This is a genomic window from Agrobacterium tumefaciens (assembly GCF_017726655.1).
Classification (GTDB): Bacteria; Pseudomonadota; Alphaproteobacteria; order Rhizobiales; family Rhizobiaceae; genus Agrobacterium; species Agrobacterium tumefaciens_B.
In genome coordinates, this window is sequence record NZ_CP072309.1 from 753958 (window position 1) to 773613 (window position 19656).

Sequence of the window (19656 nt, forward strand, 5' to 3'; positions counted from 1 at the left end):
CGAGGAGCATCGATGCCTGTTTCCGACATGATGGCGGAATCCTGCCCTGATACCAATGCTGCCGGTCTTGATATCTCGGGCTGGAGCGAAGCATTCCAATATGTGGCGCGTCACTATGGTGTGCCGTTTTCTCCCGGCGGTGCGCGGCAGCTTGTCGAGGCGCTGCGGGCCACCGACACTGACGATTGCCTCACCCGCATGGCAGACAAGCTTGGTCTGCGGGTCAAGCGTGCTACACCGGCGCCGCGGCTGCTGACCAGCTGGCGGCTGCCGGTGATTCTGCAGCTTTCAGACGGGGCGGTGGGTGTCGTCACCGCGCTTGCAGCAAACAAGGAAGCCTCGGTTGTTTTCAGCGGTGATGGTGGCTGCGCCACAACGCTACCGCTGGACATGCTGCTGTCCCAGACCGATTTTGTCATCGTGGCACGGCCGCAGCGCGGGACCGTCGACGAGCGTGTGGACAGCTATATCGCGCCTTACCGCGAACACTGGTTTCGCACCATCGCGTTCCGTGACATCGGCTCCTACGGCCATGTCACGCTGGCCTCATTGGTAGCCAATGTCCTGGCGCTTGCGGGTGTCATGTTTTCCATGCAGGTTTATGACCGGGTCGTGCCGGCGAAATCCTTTAATACGCTTTATGTGCTGTTCATCGGCGTACTTCTGTCTGCCCTGTTCGATTTCATCATGCGCCGCCTGCGCGCTCGCATCATCGACATCGTGGGCAAGCGAACCGACATGCGCATTTCGGATCTCGTGTTCGGTCATGCCCTGCGGGTCAAGAACCAGGCGCGGCCCACATCCACCGGCACCTTCATCGCCCAGCTGCGTGATCTGGAGCAGGTGCGCGAACTCCTGACTTCCACCACGGTGGCTGCGATTGCCGACCTGCCGTTCTTCTTCCTGTTCCTCTTCATCTTCTGGATGATCGGCGGGCCGCTGGTGATTATTCCCGTCGCGGCACTGACGCTTCTGATCTTGCCGGGCCTGCTGGTGCAGCGCAGGCTGCGGGCGGCCGCCAACGAAGCCATGCGGGAATCTTCCCTGCGGAACGCCATGCTGGTGGAAGCCGTGCAAGGCATCGAGGACATCAAGACGTTGCAGGCCGAAGATCACTTCCAGCAGCGCTGGAACCACTATAACGCGGTATCGGCCGATGGGCAGCTTCGCCTGCGCTCCATCACCAACGGTCTTGCGGCGTGGAGCCACACCGTCCAGACCGGAACTTTCGCCGCCGTCGTTTTCGTCGGTGCGCCGATCGTGATGGAAGGCGACATGACGACCGGCTCGCTCGTCGCCTGCTCCATTCTCGGGTCACGGATGATGGCGCCGATGGCGCAGCTGACGCAGATCCTCGGCAAATTTCAGCAGGCGCGGGTCGGGCTCAACAGCATCGACTCTATCCTGCGCATGCCGTCCGATCACCCGGAAACCGAAACCCGGGTCAGCGCGCCAACCCTACGCGGCGCCTACAGGATCAGGGGTGCCGCCTTTCATTACGGCAGCGGGGCCGGAAAACCCGCGCTCGCGATCGGCGATCTTACCGTAGCCGCCGGGGAAAAGGTTGCGATACTGGGCAAGAATGGCGCTGGAAAGTCCACCCTGCTCCTGGCGATGGCCGGCATGGTGGAGCCGGCGGCCGGCGAAGTGCTGCTTGACGATCTCGCACTTTCCCAGATCGATCCCGCCGATGTCCGCCGCAATGTCGGCCTTTTGACGCAGGACACACGCCTTTTTCACGGAACGATCCGGGAAAACGTCATGCTGGGCGGGCTGCATGCACCGGAACCGTTGCTGCTCGAAGCGCTTGCCATGACTGGTGCCGACGACTTCGTGCGCAGGCTTCCCCGTGGGCTGGATCATCCGATTCTCGAGGGGGGCAGGGGCCTTTCCGGCGGGCAGAAGCAGGCATTGCTGCTCGCGCGACTGCTAATCCGCGACCCGGCCATCGTGTTGCTGGACGAGCCAACCGCGGCGATGGACGAGGCGACCGAGCGCCAGTTCATCGGCCGCTTCCAGTCCTGGAGCGCGGAGCGAACGGTTGTCGTCGCCACCCACCGTATGCGCGTTCTCGAGCTGGTTCAGCGCATCATCGTGGTCGAAAGCGGACAGGTCGTGCTTGACGGAAGCAAGGAGGAGGTTCTCAACACCCTGCGCGGTGTAAATAAGATGGCACCACCGAACGGCATTCGCCGGAAGATGCCGGAAAAGAAGGCCGCCGGCAACGTGGCCGGCTTCCCGTTCAATTCGACGGAGGAGGTTTGAATGGCGGCCATCGGCGATCGCGATTTCTCCGGCCGGGGCGGATGGGCCTTCGGTGATGACGACGGGCGAAATCTGACCCGTTCCTCCCGCGTGGTGCGGCTCTTCGTCGCCCTTTTGACGGCCCTGCTGGTCTGGGCCTATTTCGCCAGACTGGACGAGGTGTCCTCCGGCGATGGGCGGGTGGTTCCCACCAGCCGTGAGCAGGTCATCCAGTCGCTGGAGGGTGGCATTCTCGCCGCGCTGCATGTGCGGGAAGACCAGGTGGTTGAACCAGGGCAGATTCTTGCCCAGCTTGATCCGACCAGAAGTGAATCCGATGTCGAGGAGAGCGCGGCCAAATATCGCGCGGCGCTGGCAGCGGCTTCCCGCCTCGAAGCGGAAGTAAACGGCACTCCTCTTACCTTTCCTGCGGCTCTCAGTGCCTATTCTGCACTCACAGCCGCCGAAACCGAGCTTTATACGGCACGTCGACGGGCGTTGGAGGAATCCCTGCATTGGGTGGAAGAGTCGCTTGCGCTTGTGCGCAGCGAACTGAAGCTCAACGAGGAACTTAGAGCCGTCGGAGCGGCAAGCAACGTCGAAGTCATCCGCCTGCGCAGGCAGATGGTGGAACTGGAACTGAAGAAGGTCGAGATCAAGTCCGAATATGTGGTGCGCGCCCGCGAAGAGCTCACCAAGGTGAATGCCGAGGTCAATTCGCTATCGCCCGTGGTCACCGGCCGTGCGGACAGTCTCGCCCGCCTCACCCATCGCTCGCCGGTGCGTGGCATCGTCAAGAATATCGAAGTTTCGACGATCGGTGGTGTTGCGCCGCCCAATGGCAAGCTCATGGACATCATTCCGCTCGGGGACGAGCTTCTTATTGAAGCGCGTATCTCGCCGCGCGATATCGCCTATATCCATCCCGGCCAGCGTGCCAGCGTGAAGATCAGTGCCTACGACTATGCGGTCTATGGCAGTCTGGACGGTCAGGTGACGACCATCTCGCCCGATACGATCCAGGACGAGGTTGACCGGGAAATCTTTTATTATCGTGTTTTCATCAAGACGGAGAAGGATGCGCTGGTCAATGCCGCGGGACGGGAATTCCCGATCGTGCCGGGCATGGTCGCGACAGTCGATATCCATACCGGCGAAAAAACGGTGCTGGAATATCTCGTCAAGCCCTTCAACAAGGCCCGGGAGGCTTTACGTGAACGTTGAGACCGGACGGGTTCTTGCCACGAAACCCCAGAACGTGAAGGAACGTCTCTCCGCCATAAGGACGTTCCTGCGCGGAAAAGTCCAGCCTTTGGAAATGCCGTTTCCGGCCGTGACGCTGTTCTTCTCCGTTTCGGATGGTGACAGACGAGCGCGTGTCGTGAATGCTTCCGGTCCATCGCTGGAATCGGCATGGCAAAAGGGCGTCCCCCTGCTTCTCGCAGCTATGAAAGCGGATGGTATCAAGGGACGTTGGATTCGGGTGGACTGGGTAGAGGTTGCGCAAGCAACTACATGGCCGCGTCTGCGTGCGTTGCTCGCAAAGGTCAAACGCAATTATTTCCGCTTCGGTATCGCGCTTGACCCGGCGTTTCGTTTCGCCTTCACGGAACAGGAACTGAACGCCAATGCTATGCTTTACGGCGGCAATACCATCGACAACGCCGTGCTCAACGAGAAGAATTTCAGCCTCTATGCCGCAACCCGTCATGAAGACATGCCGCCATTGCGGTTTTCGGATGAGGAAGCGATTTTCCTTTTTACCACCAAGGGTGTTTTCTGCGACGAGACCGGTCGGTTGCATCCGCTCGACGGGGAAGGTCTCGATGCCGGGAGGCGCAGGATTGAGAGGCTCGATGGCGGCGTGGTGCTGTCGCTTCTGCGGGATTCATCCGCTTATCTTGCCCGGCAGGTCAATGAGGACGGCTCCTTTATTTATGGTTATCATCCCTGCTTCGACCGGCGCATAGAGGCCTATAATGCGCTGCGCCACGCCAGTACCACCTATGCCATGATCGAGGCCTGGGAGGTTACGCACGACCCGAAGCTGAAAGGCGCAATCGAGCGTTCCCTGAAATATCTCGCAGGCACGCTCGTAAAGCCGGCCACCCTTCCGGATGGCGAGGAGGCCGCGTTTCTTGTAGAAGCCGACAATGAAATCAAGCTTGGCGGCAATGCCGTCGCGATACTGGCGCTCGTAAAATACATGACTGTCAGTGGCAAGGATGAATGGCGGGCGCTGGCGGAAAGGCTCGCGCGCGGCATCCGGCACATGCAGGACAGCAGGACCGGGGCGTTCGTACATGTCCTTAATTTCCCTGATCTGGTCATCAAACAAAGGTATCGAACCATCTATTACGAGGGCGAGGCGGCATTCGGGCTCATGCGCCTTTATGGCCTCACGGGTGACGCCATTTGGCTCGCGACCGTCGAGAAGGCGTTCGAGCATTTCATCGCGAAGGATCATTGGAAACACCATGACCACTGGCTCGGTTACTGCATCAACGAACTGACCCTGCACCGGCCGGAAGAACGTTACTTCCGTTTCGCTGTCCGCAACATTGCCGGATATCTCGATTTCGTCGAAAATCGCATCACCACTTTTCCGACATTGCTGGAACTCATGATGGCTGCGCGCCAGACCCTGTCGCGTATCGCTGCCGATCCCCAATTTCGTCGCCTCCTTGACGAAATCGATCTTGCGCATTTTGAGCGTGCCCTTGAAAGGCGGGCGCACCACCTGCTCAATGGTCACTTCTGGCCGGAAATGGCCATGTATTGCCGTAGGCCCGATCGTATCGCGGGTTCCTTCTTCATCCGCCACCACGCATTTCGCGTCCGGATCGATGATGTCGAACATTATCTGTCCGGTTTCGTTGCCTATCGTAGTTACCTCAGGGAACGGAAAGCGTTTCGCGAACTCGTCCGTCAACAAGCGGCACCCCGCAATCGCCTTGGTCGCCAGACGGAGAAGCCCGTGGCGTTACCGCAGCAGAGGGAATGGACGGCGGCCGATGTCGAGGCCGCAACGGGCGGAACCTGGCTTCGCCACCCACCCGAAGGCTGGACGGCAAAGGGACTTTGTATCTTCGCGCCGGCCATGCAGCCGGAAAGCATGGTTGTTTTGCGCGCCCGCGAAGGCGACACGGGCGTGCCGGTGCAAGCCCTTGAAGGACTGCCTAAGCCGGCCTGCCTTGTTACCACCGACCCACGGCTGGTGAGTGAGCGCGATATTCCGGCACTTCAGGTGGCGAATGGCATGCAGGCCGTTCTGGCGATGGGAGACTACGCCCGCAGCCGGATGACGGGCAATGTGCTGGCCGTAACCGGCAGCGCCGGCAAGACGACTGTCGTCGCGATGCTCACGCATGTGCTTTCCGCCTGGGGTGGCGTCGGCAAAAGCCATCACAATGCAAACCTGCCGGCCGGAGTCGCTTGGAACCTGGCGTCGATTCCGTGGGACATACCACATGTCGTTCTGGAACTGGCGATTGGCAAGATGGCGGTAAGCGCGCGCATGGCGCGCCCGAAGGTTGCCATTTTCACCAATGTCCTGCCGGCTCATCTGGGAGAAACCAGCACGGTTTTTGACATTGCGAGAACGAAAAGCGCCATCTTTCTCGGCATGGCGCCGGGCGACAAGGCGGTTCTCAACCGCGATATGCTGGAATGGGACACGGTGCATGATGCTGCCCGCGGGGGGGCCTCGATATTCTCACCTACGGGACGTCGGATACATGTCTGTTTCAATTATTGCATTACGATGTGGCCAGCGGGCAGGCCCGTGCCAGGATCAAAGAGCACGTGATTTCATATCGCGTCGGCGCGGCCGGACGGCACATGGCCCTGAACGGGCTTGCGATCCTTGCTGCCGTATCGGCGCTTGGTCATCCTCTGGAGCGCGCGGTTGCCCAGCTCGACAGTTTTGCCGCTTTGCCCGGACGTGGTGAGGAGATTGATCTGTCGCTCGGCGGACGGCGGCTGAAGGTGATCGACGACGCCTATAATGCCAATCCGGGTTCGATGCGCGCAGCGCTGGAGCGCCTAAACGGTCATGAAGGCGGCAAACGGCGGATTGCAGTTTTGGGCGAAATGGCAGAGCTCGGTCCTGGTGCCGCGGCCTATCACACCGAGCTAGCTACAATTATTCAGGGAAGTTCCATCGATCAGGTCTTTGTTACGGGCGAGCTTTACACCGATTTCTGGGATGCACTTTCGCCGGCAAGGCGCGGCTTCCATGCGGACTCACGGCAGGCGCTGAAGGAAATCCTCCGCGACCAGCTGGCGGACGGCGATGTCGTCCTTTTCAAGGGCTCGCACAGCACCGGAATGCATGAGCTGGTAGCGTGGCTGAAGAAGAGCGCCGATGGCAGCGCCGCCTGAATCGTTTGGCTGAGCAAGCCTGGTGCTATTTGAACTGTTCAAGGTCCATCTCATGGACTGCACGGCGGATTTCGACCTCAGACCTGCCTTGGGCAATCAGGGCGGCGGCGAGGCGACCATGATAGGCCAGCAGATGCCGCTGGCGATCTGTCGCCTGAGCATAGATGTGATGCGGTTCGAAACCGGCGGAACGCAGTCTTCGTACATAAAAAAGCTGGCTGAAAAACGGCACGACCCGATCCTCCGGATCCGAGATGATGTAGATGTCTGGTCTGGGATTGGTCGAAATACGCTCGATCTCCGTGATGGGATCATAAAACCCAGCGGCGTTGTAAAGCAGTTTGCCGGGAATTTTGCGGCGCCGTTCCCAGAAGGCGGAAACCTGCTTTACCGAGACCAGACCGGAAGTGATGACCGCCGCTGAGACGTCCTTACGCCTGTTCATAAGGCTTGCCACGATCTGTCCGCCGGCGGAATGGCCGGTCAAGATGAAGGACGATATGTTGTGCTTTTGCCTGATCTGGTCGAGTGCGCCATCCATAAGGGCAATTTCGCGCATATGGCGGCGATTGTTGTGATCTCCCGAGGAGCCGTAGATGCCGGGTCGTGCCATGAAGATTACCGGGTGTCCGGCCATTCTGGCCCAATCCACCATCTCGGCCGCGATCGTGGCGGGGGACTGGCGGATGTAGGAATCGGTGATGAAACGTACGCCCTTCGCATTGCGCAGCATCACGTCGCCGCCGAAATAAACGAGGACTGTCGGGTTCCCCGCATCGACCAGCGCCTCCGGATAATAACGAATGCACTCTCCCTCGCCTTCCGCCTCGACCCATAGTCCGCCGGGAACGGCGGCACAGGCTTCCGGTGACGTGAAAGAGCCGTTTAATGCCTCATATGGGTTGAAGGCCTCGTCTTTTAGGAAGACGGTCAGCTGGCGCGGCTTCGGCAATTCGAAAGGGCCCAGCCGCGGTGCATCGGCCAGCGCCGATTGCGATGCCCCGGGGATTGCCAGCGCGAGCAGCGCCCAGCGCACGATCCACCAGGCAAGCCTCGGTTCTTCCTTGGTCATGGATGCTCCTCCGCCGGCTTGTCCGTCCCTCCGATGAAGATATTTGCCTGTAGGCGACGGGCAGGAAGGATTTCCTATTGAAGCCGTTTACAATTAAAAAATTATGTTAGAGCGTTTCGCGATGTAACGGAACCATATCTGGCAGTTTCGAGATGGTTTTGGCATTCGCCGGACTGGATGGTTTCGCCAGTCTGTCGATATGACGCCATGTGCCGTTTTGTGCCGAAGATGTAATCTAAAGCCATAAATCATGAGAAAGGCCGGCGAACCTAGGGTGTCGGCCATTTTCTTTAAACATAATGTGGAGTGTGCCGCCAGCTATAGCGCATTACATCGCCGGCAGAATGGCAACATCGCGAACTTCGTTGTCTAGTCAAGTAATCGGGCCGACTTCTGTGAGCGCAAGTATCGCTTGGCTTGATCGATGGTGTACGATCGACGCACTTGGCTGTTCCGCAACTGCCGACCACCAGGGGGTGGACAGCTCTACGTGAATACCTTGGAAGACGCCGGCGGATCTCCAACCGCGCCGCCGACCGGGCCAATACTGGCTAAGGGCTTGGCGAAGCTGCTGCGATAACAATCGCGCCAGATATCTCTGTGTGGTGCATATTTAAGTCGTTTGCATTGCCGCAGAGCGATGAGCGTGGATGGTTGAGACGAAAATTTGGCAGGGGAGGGCTCTGTTGCAGACATTTCGTTTGCTATGAAATGGCCTTCCCATGCCTCAACCACGAGGCTTTTGCGCGAGAAGTACAATCCTCGCCTCAGCCCGTTGCCTTCACCGAATGGCCGGCGGCCCGCAAAAGCGCCATAAGCACCGGCCCCAGAGAAAACTCCCCGCGCTTTGCCCGATTGGTGAGATCCCTCAGATATCCGCCCGGCGAATTGATGTGACCCCCGCGCTCCAAAATGCATGCAACCGTGACCGCTGCGTTCTCTGGGCCCATTGCCTCGCAGGCCTCCTGATATGCGGAGGGGCTAAGGCACGCGAATGTGTCTCGATGTCGACGTCCTGAAAAAGTCACAACCGGCGCTCAGCCCATCAAGGGCGTTTGGCCTCCTTTTGCTGGCGTTATTCGAATGTGCCTTCGCCCACGGCATCAAAACACTCGTGTCGAATTACGAGCCACCAATGGAGAGGGTATACCGGCGAGCGGGATTGAGAGTGAAGGAGATTGGCCGTGCCGACGGTTACGGCCGGCTCCCGGTGTGTTGCGGCGTATTCACTGTTTCAGCCGAAACGCTTCAACAAATGCGAAAAGTCCTTCGCGTTGCGCAACCTCTGTACGGGCACACTCTGCCCGACCGGACGGAAGCGACGGACTGGCAAACGCCTCGAAGCTCGGATCCTGTCAAGCCGCTCAGAAGAACGAGGCACTACTGGACCTGCAATGCAGCTCGCGGCCAGTCGTGTCTCTCAAGGGCGGGGCGAAAAGACCTGGGATGAAAATCTGGCTGCGCAAATTAATCGATACGACCTCCATGATGAAAACCAGCCAGGCGACGGCCGAACTGCTGGATCATCTCACGCGTGAGCTTCGGTTTGACTATTATCACGTGGTGACTGTCCGTCACCCCGGATTGGGAAACGCCATTTTGTCCAATGCCCCGGAGGAGTGGCTGGACAGATATGCGCAGGAGCGTTTTGACAGGATCGATCCGATCCTCATCCGTGCCCGAGAAATAATGGCGCCATTTGTCGTTGATATTGAGAATGAGGGAAAAGGCGCACGCGGACAGCTTCAGGCATTCTTTTCCAGTGCCGGCGAGGCGGGCATCAGAGCTGGCATATGCATGCCGGTGCTAGCGCCATTCAGCGATTTGTTCGCCCTCTCACTGTTCACCGGCGATGTCACGTTGCCACGCAAACACCTACTGCAGCCCGTCTTGAGTGCAAACGCTGCGGCCTTACTCCATAAGTGCGTCGAAGCAACCGAGGCGGCATCTACAAGAGCACCCGCCGTCGAATTGACGGCGCGGCAGTCCATGGTGCTCAAATGGGCTGCTGAGGGAAAAACGACCCAGGAGATAGCGCTGCTTGAGAACATGACGCACCACACTGTCAATTTTCATATGAAGAACATTCGGCGGAAACTTAAGACCGTCACCCTTCCCCAGACGACCGCATTAGCCACAAAGTTGAAACTGATCTAAAATCACGAATCCGTGGAAATTTCGTTCGTCGGAACGACCAGCGTTGGGACGCGAAGCCAACGTTGGTCAAAAGCGAGCTTTTGCTCACTGATTCGCCGGGTGACAGGAATTCGTGCATCTTCCATGATGAAGACATTGGCGGGCGCATAGCGGACTCGAAGACGCTGCATTTTGTATCGAGCATACCTTCGTCAATTACAATAACGTCGATTACAGATGGCAGTTGATTGCAAGCAGGAAAATGGCCACCGACGCAGATTTGCGAATTGGTCGTTCCGGCAATCATACCATCGCGGCGGCACCAGCCCCTGCAAGCACTGTACAACCGTCCCTGACGTGCCCCCGTTAAATTGGGCCATTTAGAACTGGAATTTTCCACTTATGATCCCTGGTGGGAAGAAGATGAGAATTCGATGAAGGCCTCGAAGTTTTCGGAAGCGCAAATTGCATTCGTGTTGAAGCAGGCAGAGGATGGCACGCCGATCGGCGAGGTCTGCCGCAAGGCAGGAATTTCGGACGCGACGTTTTACAATTGGCGCAAAAAATATGCGGGCTTGATGCCCTCTGAGATGAAGCGGCTGCGACAGCTTGAGGAAGAGAATGCCAAGCTGAAGCGGATTGTTGCCGACCTGTCACTGGACAAGGCCATGCTGCAGGATGTGCTTTCAAAAAAGCTTTGAGGCCTGCCCGCAAGCGCAAGCTTGTCGACACGATCAAGGCGGACTGGAAGGTTTCGATCCGGCGTGCATGCTCGGTATTGAAAGTCGACCGGTCGCTCTATGTCTACAAGTCCAGGCGTGGCGAGCAGGCCGAGTTGAAGCTGAAGATCAAGGACATCTGCCAGACGCGGGTACGCTACGGCTACAGGCGTGTGCATATCCTTATCAAGCGTGAAGGCTGGGCCGTGAACCCGAAGCGAATCTATCGCTTTACAAAGAGATGGACCTCCAGCTCCGCAACAAGGTTCCCAAGCGCCGGGTCAAGGCGAAGCTGCGGGCTGACCGCACAGAGCCGACCCATTCCAACCATGTTTGGGCGATGGATTTCGTTCATGACCAACTGGCCACTGGTCGCAAGATCAGGGTTCTGACGGTCGTCGACACTTACTCGCGCTTCTCGCCGGCAGTCGATGCCCGCTTCAGTTACAAGGGGGAGGATGTCGTTCAGAAACTGGAGCGGGTCTGCCGGCAGATCGGATATCCGACGACCATTCGCGTCGATAACGGCAGCGAGTTCATCTCTTGAGACCTTGATCTTTGGGCCTATCACAAGGGTATCGTGCTCGACTTCTCCCGGCCAGGCAAGCCGACTGACAACAGCTACATCGAGAGTTTCAATGGCAAGTTCCGCGCCGAGTGCCTGAACGCTCACTGGTTCATGACCCTTGACGACGCGCGGGCAAAGATGGAGGATTGGCGTAGAGACTATAACGAGTTCCGGCCACACAGCGCGATAGGCAACAAAGTGCCGATTTCGCTCATGAACGGCTCATCGGCACAACCGTCGCACTGAGTCTTAACCCCGGAAAATTCCAGCTCCCGCTGGCCCAAATTCGGGGAGCACCTCAGGCATTTGTAATGCCTAGCTCACCCACGATCTGAAGATCAAACCAGCCCTTAGCTTCAGCTACCACTTATTGCCGCCTTCTTCAGGATGTTGATATGCTCTTCGCAAAGCACCTTGATCAGGGCGTGAAGTTTCACCGTGCGCTCCTTAAGCCATTCAAGCGCTTCATCCGACATTTGAAAATGCTTCGAATAGCGCGCTTTGACATAGGCCTCGTTGAGAATGTTGTACCATGCGGTGAAACGCTGATGTTCGCGCGGCCAAATATCGACCAGCCGGCGATCGCGATCCTCCGAAAGCCCGCGCAGGAACTTAAGGTTGTGTGACGCTGGTGAATAGTTTGTCACTGTCAGAAGAAAGCAGTTGTAGGCCGTCTCGACCGCCTGATGGAGCAGGAAAACCGCTTTCTTATCCATACCCTTGGCGGAAGCGATTTGGGCGAGTTCTAGAAACTCGCTTGCGCTCAGCATTTCGCGACGAAAATGCTCCCCTGCCACTCTGAGCGCATCTCCAGGACCGAGCGGTTTCGCCTCGGCGAGCGGCCGGTCGTCGTACTCGTAGAGGACGATACCTTCGCGAGCGATATCGACGAAGAAGGCTTGGCCATCATGCAGAAAATTGCTGATCTCGCGGGCCCCGTGCGCGATAAGGCCGACCGGCGTCTCGATCTCCTTGTCCCACATCAGCCGGTCGGTCGCCTTGTCCCAGTACTTGGGTTCAGCCAGTTCCTTATTGCTGACGATGACGAGAATATCGAAATCCGATCGATAGCCTTTCGATGTATGCGGTCGTCCACCCACGTGCCACGCGCATATGAGCCGAACAAAATGAGTTTATAGATCCGCCCGTCCTTCTTGGCGTCGGACTTCGAGCGCTCGACAATTTCGGCGAACTCTTCATGGATGATCCGAACGACCCTTTCCAGTTCACGCTGCTTTGTCTGCGGAAGATGTCCTATATCCGTTTTCATAGCCTCACCATCGATTCTTCTCGGTATTTATGCTAGCCGCTACCGGCTGGCTATTACTACTCCACATTGTTGTAATGCCGTTCCGCCTGTATCGACACTATGCGAGGCTCGACTGCGGTCAGCAAGCATTAATCGCGATGTCCTATCAATATCGCATATGGACCTAGGCGACCTACCCCTTTATCCTTCTCCAAATTCGGGGCCTGCTTTGACCCAAACTGTGCCGTCGGGCGGAAGGGACTGAAATGGATTTGCGCCAAATGAGCACATTCGTTGCCGTCGCGGAAGAATTGCATTTCGGACGCGCCTCCATCCGGCTCAACCTCGCCCAGCCTGCCGTCACGGCCCAGGTCCAGGCGATCGAGAAGGAGCTCGGCGTTCCCCTTCTCATCCGTTCCACGCGCCGTGTTCAGCTTACACCCGCGGGTTCTGTTTTCTATGAGCGCTGCGTTCAACTGCTCCGCGATGTTGATGAAACTTGTGCCGTCACACAAGCGGTGGCGGGCAAGGCTGCGAGCAAGATCACCATCGGCACGATCCATCCGGCAACCTTCGGTGTTCTGCCTGACTTTCTTGCCCGAATTGGCCGACGCTATCCGGATATCCGCATTCATATCCGCAATGGCACTACCGATTCCATCGTACGGGACATCGAACGCGGACAGGTCAATATCGGTTTCGTCCGACCTCTGGACAACAACGGCGCATTGCGATGGCAGGCGATAACGGAGGAGCGGTATTTACTCGCCGTTGCCAAGAATAATGCTCTCGCCGAAGCCCAAAGCGTCACACTAGAAGATCTGCGCCGCCAGAAGATCATTTCCTTTTCGCGTTCGAACCTGTCCTACACCGAGCGCTACTTTCTGGAGACATTTCGCGAGCATGAACTTTCCGACCGGATCGTCTATACGTGCGACGACACGCTTTCACTGATAGCGCTTGTTTCCGCAGGTGTTGGTGTCGGGTTCGTTCCTGAATGGGCGGCAAACCTGCCGAACAGAAACTTCCGTTTAAAGGTGGTGGAGGAGATCGATCTGCGCATCGGCCTTGGACTTGCCTGGAGCAATCAGGACCCGACTGCCAATCGAGACGACATCATCGAGATCGGTCGTCAGCTCGCATCTACAATCGCCAAAGGGCCTGCTCGTAAACAGCACCGCAATTGAATCTTCTGAGACAGCATGGCGGCGACCCTACGGTTTCTCGTTTGGGGTAAAGTCGTAATTGATCCGAAACAAGTCCCACTGTTGTAGGCGACGACCAAGCAGCAAGTCTCTGTCGCCACGCTGCAACGCTGCAACCCTGCCTCCGTTCCTTGCCAAGACCATTCCTTGGACAGAGGGCATGCGAAGCATCGAGACCGACGGCAGGACGCGCTCAGAAGAGGCCGGAGGCCCTGCTGTTTCCGGCAATACTTGTAGATCCTATGCTGCCTGCGGAGCGTGAAAACCCCGACATGTCAACCTTGTGGCGATCCCTCATATGTGGGAATGCCGTTGTGGGTATTTCCCATCATAAGGCCCGCCTCCATGCTGTCACTCATACCACTGCTGGTCATCGCGTATGTCGTGCATTGGACATATTGCGGAAGGGAGACACTTCTAACGGGGGATGAATGAGGTATCAAAATGCCTCAGAGGCATTCATTGAGCTGGAGGCCGCGCCAGCCATCGCGAAGAAATTCTGCACGCAGAGCACAGATATCTGTTTGTCGATCATCGACATGGACAACGCGAGGCAACTGAACTTCGAGAACGGCTGTGCGAATATCAGGGTCGCCAATGACGGCCTCATCGTGCAGGTGTCGGCCGGCGACCTGCTCACGTTCTATGGCATTCAAACTTTGATCGAGGGACGCCTGTGGCAGCTCGCACCGGGATCCGTAAGCTCAGTCACATGGCGGCCAGCACTTGAGCCCGGACCCGCGCAGTTCCGAAGAGCCACGACAATGGACATGAGATAATAACGTCAATCGGCTCGAGGGATCAACACATACGATTTGCAAGGCGAGTAGTTGCCGAACGACCCACGGGGCTAGCGCTGAGCAGTTTACGCTCCGTGGTACACCCGCTGCGTTGCCAAGGATCTCCCAATCGTAATGCCATCACCCGCTCGACCGACTTTTCCAGATTTCCTGCGCGGGTCCCCGTCACCCGGTTCCTACCTGGTGACAGAACGGCCTATTTCGATCGCGCGGCGCTGACGTTCCGCGATAATGTGCTGAGTGCTTTCTGACCGCACCACCAGCTGGATCACCTGCAAGCGCTCTCGCATCGCCTCGAATGCGCGGCGTTGCGCAGGCGAGACAAGATTGACCGCGTCCTTCTCACCCTGCAGGATTGCATTCCTGCCAAAGCGCTCATCGAGCGCCCGGCTCACCGCTTCAAACTCCCGGATGACACTTGGCGTGAGTGAACCCGGAGCAACGCTACGCGTGTTGCTGTCGTCCTCGCCCCTTCTCTGCCTGTTCACATCTGCCACCAGTGTCCCGAGGGCAGCTTCGGCTTTCTGCGACAGCCCGGGAACTGCAACCGCCATGCGCCACCGCTCGTCCGCGACGGCTCCCCTTTCCGTCTCAAAGGCGGTCATCCACGAGGCGCTAAGCGAACGCACGCGGCTCGTGGTGTCAGGCACGGCCAGGAGCGCTTGTTTCCTCTCGCGACCGGAGGCGAGCAATTTATCAATCAAGCGATCTGAACCACGCAATGCACCATATGCCGCTGGATCGTTACTCACGGCTGAAGCGATCCGCTCACCGGCAAAGCCCTCCTGGACAAGTGCCTCGATTTTTCCAACTGCGCCTGCAGGATCGCGCCAGACAATCGCCGCGACCTCGGCCAGTGCAGCACGATGGTGACGGTAGTGTGCAGACGCGCCGGCCCGGCTGCACGCCTCTTCGTCCACCGGCATCCTGAATTCGGTAACCGCGGCGAGCATGGGCAATCTCGCTATCGCTTCCGGTCTGGTTTCGGCGCTAGCTCCGGCGACGATCTTCGAACGGTCCCGTTTTTCAGCCAAATGCTGCTCCTCGGAAAAGCGCCTGACGGCCTCAAAGAGGCGGAGGAGTTTCTCGCGCCGGTCTGGTGCGAGATCTTCCGGCATACGCTCGACAATCTTGTGCGCGGCAACCGCATCGGCCTTCGAGGAGAAGGCACGCAAGCCGAAGCGCGCGCTCAGGGCGTCGTTGACCGCCTTGATCTCCTGGACAAGTTGGCGGTCTTCTGCGGCATAGGCGAACGCGGTTCTCCAGGCATCGTTCCCGCCCATTTCGCGGATCTTCTCTGTTTCGGCGAGACGGGCCATTGCCGGCTTCGACAACATCGGGATCGCCAGCGCCATATGCGCGCGTCGTTGCTCCTCCCGGATACGGTAACGTCCTGCCTGGCGGCGGAATTCCGTTGCATGGGCGCGCGCCAGCGGCACTAGGTCCGGCAGCGCCGACGTGGCGGTGTTTCGCTCCTCTCGCGCGGCACGGCCGTCGACCAAAAGACCGCAGCCGCGAAGGCGGCCAAGTATGCCGGGTGCAATAGCGAGATCACCAGCGAGCTTCCGTGGCTCGGTCATCGCGTCCGACGCCAACGCGGTCAAACGGGCAAGTGCCGCGTCCGGATCATGGTAGATTTTTTCCAGCACCGGCTGCAGGATTGCTTCCCGCTCCTTCCACCGTCCGAGGCGATCTGTGCGTGACGTGCATTCTCATCTACGCTGCGGGCAAAACTTGTAGCGGGCGGGATCAAGTATTTGCCACCTGTCGGGAAGTCCGTTGCCAGGGTTTCGGTATTGACGTCGCCATACGAGACATGCCGCTCCCTCTTGATCGCAAACCCGAGCGCAACACTTGCCCGCGCCCAGAGCTTCGCCACGTGCGCCCGCTTCTCCGCAATCCACGCCAGCCTTTCCGAAACGCGCTCTCCTAGTCCTGCCGCGATCCCGGAAACCAGTTCAATGCCGCGCCGCCGTGCGAAGTCTTCCGCATACGCCCGATAACCGTCCTCGCTTTCGAAATCGAGCGTGGTGGTCTTGGCGCCAGACCGGCCAAGACGCTCGACAAGCTGATTGAAGAATTCCGGCCGGTGGCTCTCCCGCGCGATGCGTTGTCTCCGGGCTTCGGCGGTTTCTTTGAGTTCCGCAGACCAAACGTTTCGCTCGACCTCGCGCTGCTCGGTTCGCCTTTGGCCGGTCTGCCCGTCGATGACCGTCTCCTCGACCCTCACCTTTTCAACGCCGTCCTTGCGCAGGTTGATCGTATTGCCTTTCGAAACGCCGGCCGCCTCCAACGTCCCCGGTAGCCTGACACCCCAGAGACGATGCACGGCACCGTCGTTGGTTTTGACATCGGCATAAGGGCTCTCCCTGCCCTGCCTGTCCTCGGGACGGAACTTGGCCTGGCCGGCCTCAACCAGTTCGCCGGTAACGCCGGAAGCATGGTCGGCATGCAGCCTTCGTCCCAATTCCGGTTTTGGCTCAAAATCCTCGCGCGCTGCATAGAACGCGGCATGCTCACGATGTCTTGTCATCGCCACATAGGTCAGATGCTGGTCCATCATGCCGGTGGCAAGCACGAAGGTCCGATCCACCGTCACGCCCTGCGATTTATGGATGGTCGCGGCGTAACCGTGATCAATGTTGCGATAGCTGTCCTCGCTGATCACGACGTCGCGACCACTGTCGAGACGGACGCTGAGCAACGGTCCCCCACGTTTGTCACCTGTCGAGACGACCGTGCCGAGCATGCCGTTCTTGACATATTGCGGGCCGAAGTGCTGTGCGCGCGGTTCGATGAAACGGGCGTTTTCCAGAAAGATGGTTCGATCGCCAACCGCAAATTCACGATATCCGCGAGCCGTCTGGAACGCGCGTGTGTCAGTTAGCGCCCCCTCTTCCATCATCACGCTGCGCAGGCAGTCGTTGAGGCGGCCCACATCGTGGTTGGTATGCGCCAGCACGAGCAATTCATCGCCACGAAGACGAGACACACTTTCCTCACCAACGGTGTTGCGCAACAGACCGCGTCTGGCATGGGTCCAGTCCGCAACGATGCGGTCGATAACGTCCGCGCGTGTCTCGGCCACCGCGAGGCAGCCCTGCTGTACGTATGCATCAAGGCCATCCCTGACATTGCCGCGTGCGAAGAGCCGCGAGGCCTCGCGCGCCCACTCCTCGCGCTGGCGCCGCACCCCGGAAAGTTCGGCAAAACCGATACGGTCGCTGATCGCCCGGAACGCCGCGCCCGCCTGGATCGGCTGCAACTGCATGGCATCGCCGACCAAAACGACCTTGGCTCCGTTCCTCTGCCACCTTCAGCACCTGATTCATCTGTTGCGACGAAATCATACCCGCCTCGTCTATGACAAGCACGTTGCCAGCTTCGGGCAGATCGCGTCCGCCAGCCCATGCCAGTTCCAGCGAGGCGAGTGTGCGGGATGTGATGCCGGAGCTCTCTTCGAGCCCCTCGGCCGCCCTGCCGGAAAGGGCCGCGCCGATGACCCGGCGGCCTTCGCTTTCCCAGGCGATGCGTGCCGCAGCCAACAGCGTCGATTTGCCTGCACCGGCCAGTCCAACAACGGCGGCAATCCCACTGTCGCCGGTGACATGTCTGACAGCATTGACCTGCTCGGGGTCGAGGCGGAGTGGCTTCTGAGGATCTTGCCTTTCGATCTTACTGATCGCTTCACCGAGGTCATCCATCGACGCAGCAAAACCCGTACGCCGTGACAGGAGGCTCGCCGACTGCGCCATGTCGTATTCGGTGCGCAGGATCTCACGGGTGGTGAAGACGGCGGGCTCTGCAGCCTTACCGGTTGCGGCATCAACCTGCTGCTGCTTCAAAATAACAAGATCATCCGACGTCATCAGCCGCGCACGGATGTTGGCGAAATCGAGCGGATCGTCGACATAGCGATGCAGTGCTTTGGCGATGTCCCGCTCATCGAAGGTGGACCGCTCGTTTGCAAGCTGCTTTAGCAAAAGCGCAGGTTCGGCCAGCAGCCGGTCTGCCATTTCCTGACGGCGCGCAAGATCGCCTGGCGAAAAATACATCTTGATCCCCTTGTGGGCGAGCGCCGCCTTCTCCGGCCCGAGATGTTTTTGTGCAATCCCGTCGATCCCTTGCTCGGCATAGGAACGACCGTCGAGACGGATCTCATGACCGGCAAGCGCCAGATGACGGTTGGCCGCGTCAGCCCAGCCAATTTTCCACGCCTTCATGGTTTCCTTGTCGCCCGCCCAAAGCTTGTAAACGATCTTGCCGTTCGGACGCTCCGGCGTGATAACCCGCAGCGGGGCGCCGTCCTCTCCAAGGAACGGTACCCTCTTCGGCCCAAAGCCATCGTCCGTTAGTGGCCTGAGCGTCATCATCAGGTGGATATGCGGATTGCCATCCTTGTCGTGAAACACCCAGTCCGCGATTATGCCCTTTGGGGTAAAATTGTGCGCGACGAATTCCCGGACCAGCGCAATGTTCTCGGCCCGGGTCAGTTCTTCCGGCAGCGCAATGATGAGTTCGCGGGCCAGCTGTGCGTCCGACCGCGTCTCGAAGGCATCGACAGCATTCCAAAGGGCCTCGCTGGCGCCGGTCACGGATTTTCCATCGATTGCGTTTTCCAGCCAGGCTGGAACCCGGCCCGGCAAGGCGAGCTCTTCATGCACGAGTTCGGATGCGCCGCCCCTGTAGGTAAAGGACGTGCCGGCACGCTCATCCATCATCCTGGCGCGATGACGATAGGCGGCGGCCGAGACGACGCTGCGCCCTGCCCCTCTGCTGATCATCTGCGCTCTGACGAACATGATCGCCACGACTGTTCTCCCGACTTCTGGCACGTCGCCTCTGCGACGTATATTGCGCCCTCAAACCGATCGGACCGCAGGGCAGATGCCGCTTCTCCGAAAGCCCGCATAAGCCGGACTTCCGTCATCGGCGATTTTGCAGCCTTGTGCAGGGTAGATTATTTGACTATCTTATTCTAGTCAGTTTAATTGGCGGCTCGATAAGTCGAATCTGCAGGAAAGGGTGCCGGATGGCCGCAAAATCATCTCTTTTGGATATTGACGCTCAAATTGAAAAGCTGCGCGAACGCAGGCGTTCTTTGATAGTTAAATCTGCAGAACGTTTCGCAAGAGCCGCCACGAAATCGGGGCTCGCGGAAATGGAGATCGCCGACGAGGAGGTCGATCATATCATTGAGGAGATCGCAGCGCGATTTCGGACAGAAAAGAAAAACGGCGCTGTCGGCACAGAGCCTCCGGCGCGTTGACCGGCAGATCG

9 protein-coding genes and 5 pseudogenes are annotated in these 19656 nt (G+C 58.7%); 10 read left to right on the top strand and 4 right to left on the bottom strand.

The window, feature by feature from the left end; all coding sequences use genetic code 11:
• Window positions 1-12 precede the first annotated feature (12 nt).
• Genes AT6N2_RS17605 through AT6N2_RS24215 form a run of 4 tightly spaced genes read left to right on the top strand, consistent with a single transcriptional unit; the run spans window position 13 to window position 6627 of the window.
• On the top strand, window positions 13-2265 hold the full coding sequence (locus tag AT6N2_RS17605) for a type I secretion system permease/ATPase (protein WP_209090458.1): 2253 nt from the start codon (window positions 13-15) through the stop codon (window positions 2263-2265).
• Entirely contained in the window at window positions 2266-3468 is a 1203-nt protein-coding gene (locus AT6N2_RS17610; protein WP_209090459.1) for an HlyD family efflux transporter periplasmic adaptor subunit, read from the top strand.
• Window positions 3458-6052: a Mur ligase family protein gene (locus tag AT6N2_RS17615; protein WP_233282525.1), complete on the top strand. Its 2595-nt coding sequence runs from the start codon at window positions 3458-3460 to the stop codon at window positions 6050-6052. The genes AT6N2_RS17610 and AT6N2_RS17615 overlap by 11 nt, the downstream gene beginning before the upstream one ends.
• Complete coding sequence (locus tag AT6N2_RS24215) at window positions 6049-6627, top strand: glutamate ligase domain-containing protein (RefSeq protein ID WP_233282526.1); 579 nt, start codon at window positions 6049-6051, stop codon at window positions 6625-6627. The genes AT6N2_RS17615 and AT6N2_RS24215 overlap by 4 nt, the downstream gene beginning before the upstream one ends.
• 25 nt (window positions 6628-6652) lie before the next feature.
• Here the strand turns inward: AT6N2_RS24215 and AT6N2_RS17620 are convergent, their stop codons facing one another.
• On the bottom strand, window positions 6653-7699 hold the full coding sequence (locus AT6N2_RS17620) for an alpha/beta hydrolase family protein (protein ID WP_209090460.1): 1047 nt from the start codon (window positions 7697-7699) through the stop codon (window positions 6653-6655).
• A gap of 405 nt (window positions 7700-8104) precedes the next feature.
• Between AT6N2_RS17620 and AT6N2_RS24220 the strand changes: the two are divergent.
• Window positions 8105-8279: pseudogene (locus tag AT6N2_RS24220) on the top strand (anti-sigma factor); the annotation flags it as partial.
• A gap of 187 nt (window positions 8280-8466) precedes the next feature.
• Here AT6N2_RS24220 and repC read toward each other — a convergent pair.
• Window positions 8467-8685: pseudogene (repC, locus tag AT6N2_RS17625) on the bottom strand (replication initiation protein RepC); the annotation flags it as partial.
• 460 nt (window positions 8686-9145) lie between these two features.
• On the opposite strand from repC, the gene AT6N2_RS17635 reads away from it, so the two are divergent.
• Together AT6N2_RS17635 and AT6N2_RS17640 are read left to right on the top strand one after the other, a co-directional pair.
• Window positions 9146-9856 (top strand): autoinducer binding domain-containing protein, encoded by a 711-nt coding sequence (locus AT6N2_RS17635; protein WP_209090462.1) that lies wholly within the window; start codon window positions 9146-9148, stop codon window positions 9854-9856.
• 413 nt (window positions 9857-10269) lie between these two features.
• Window positions 10270-11368, top strand: a pseudogene (locus tag AT6N2_RS17640) (IS3 family transposase).
• Window positions 11369-11478: 110 nt separating this feature from the next.
• Here the strand turns inward: AT6N2_RS17640 and AT6N2_RS17645 are convergent.
• Window positions 11479-12392: pseudogene (locus tag AT6N2_RS17645) on the bottom strand (nucleotidyltransferase and HEPN domain-containing protein).
• A 245-nt stretch (window positions 12393-12637) separates the two neighbouring features.
• Between AT6N2_RS17645 and AT6N2_RS17650 the strand changes: the two are divergent.
• Window positions 12638-13558, top strand: a complete 921-nt coding sequence (locus AT6N2_RS17650; RefSeq protein WP_209090464.1) for a LysR family transcriptional regulator — start codon at window positions 12638-12640, stop codon at window positions 13556-13558.
• A gap of 449 nt (window positions 13559-14007) precedes the next feature.
• Window positions 14008-14355 carry an SMa0974 family conjugal transfer regulator gene (rctB, locus tag AT6N2_RS17655; protein WP_209090466.1) on the top strand — a complete coding sequence of 116 codons (348 nt, stop codon included), beginning with the start codon at window positions 14008-14010 and terminating at the stop codon, window positions 14353-14355.
• Between the two features lie 197 nt (window positions 14356-14552).
• On the opposite strand, the pseudogene traA reads toward rctB, so the two are convergent.
• Window positions 14553-19187: pseudogene (traA, locus tag AT6N2_RS17660) on the bottom strand (Ti-type conjugative transfer relaxase TraA).
• 221 nt (window positions 19188-19408) lie between these two features.
• Between traA and AT6N2_RS17665 the strand changes: the two are divergent.
• Window positions 19409-19645 (top strand): TraC family protein, encoded by a 237-nt coding sequence (locus tag AT6N2_RS17665; RefSeq protein ID WP_209090467.1) that lies wholly within the window; start codon window positions 19409-19411, stop codon window positions 19643-19645.
• The last annotated feature ends 11 nt before the right edge of the window (window positions 19646-19656 follow it).

Bases quoted from the DNA above. Each gene is read 5' to 3' on its own strand.
- AT6N2_RS17605 (WP_209090458.1), top strand. From the start codon at position 13: ATGCCTGTTTCCGACATGATGGCGGAATCCTGCCCTGATACCAATGCT.
- AT6N2_RS17610 (WP_209090459.1), top strand. From the start codon at position 2,266: ATGGCGGCCATCGGCGATCGCGATTTCTCCGGCCGGGGCGGATGGGCC.
- AT6N2_RS17620 (WP_209090460.1), bottom strand. From the start codon at position 7,699: ATGACCAAGGAAGAACCGAGGCTTGCCTGGTGGATCGTGCGCTGGGCG.
- AT6N2_RS17635 (WP_209090462.1), top strand. From the start codon at position 9,146: ATGAAAATCTGGCTGCGCAAATTAATCGATACGACCTCCATGATGAAA.
- AT6N2_RS17650 (WP_209090464.1), top strand. From the start codon at position 12,638: ATGGATTTGCGCCAAATGAGCACATTCGTTGCCGTCGCGGAAGAATTG.
- rctB (WP_209090466.1), top strand. From the start codon at position 14,008: ATGAGGTATCAAAATGCCTCAGAGGCATTCATTGAGCTGGAGGCCGCG.
- AT6N2_RS17665 (WP_209090467.1), top strand. From the start codon at position 19,409: ATGGCCGCAAAATCATCTCTTTTGGATATTGACGCTCAAATTGAAAAG.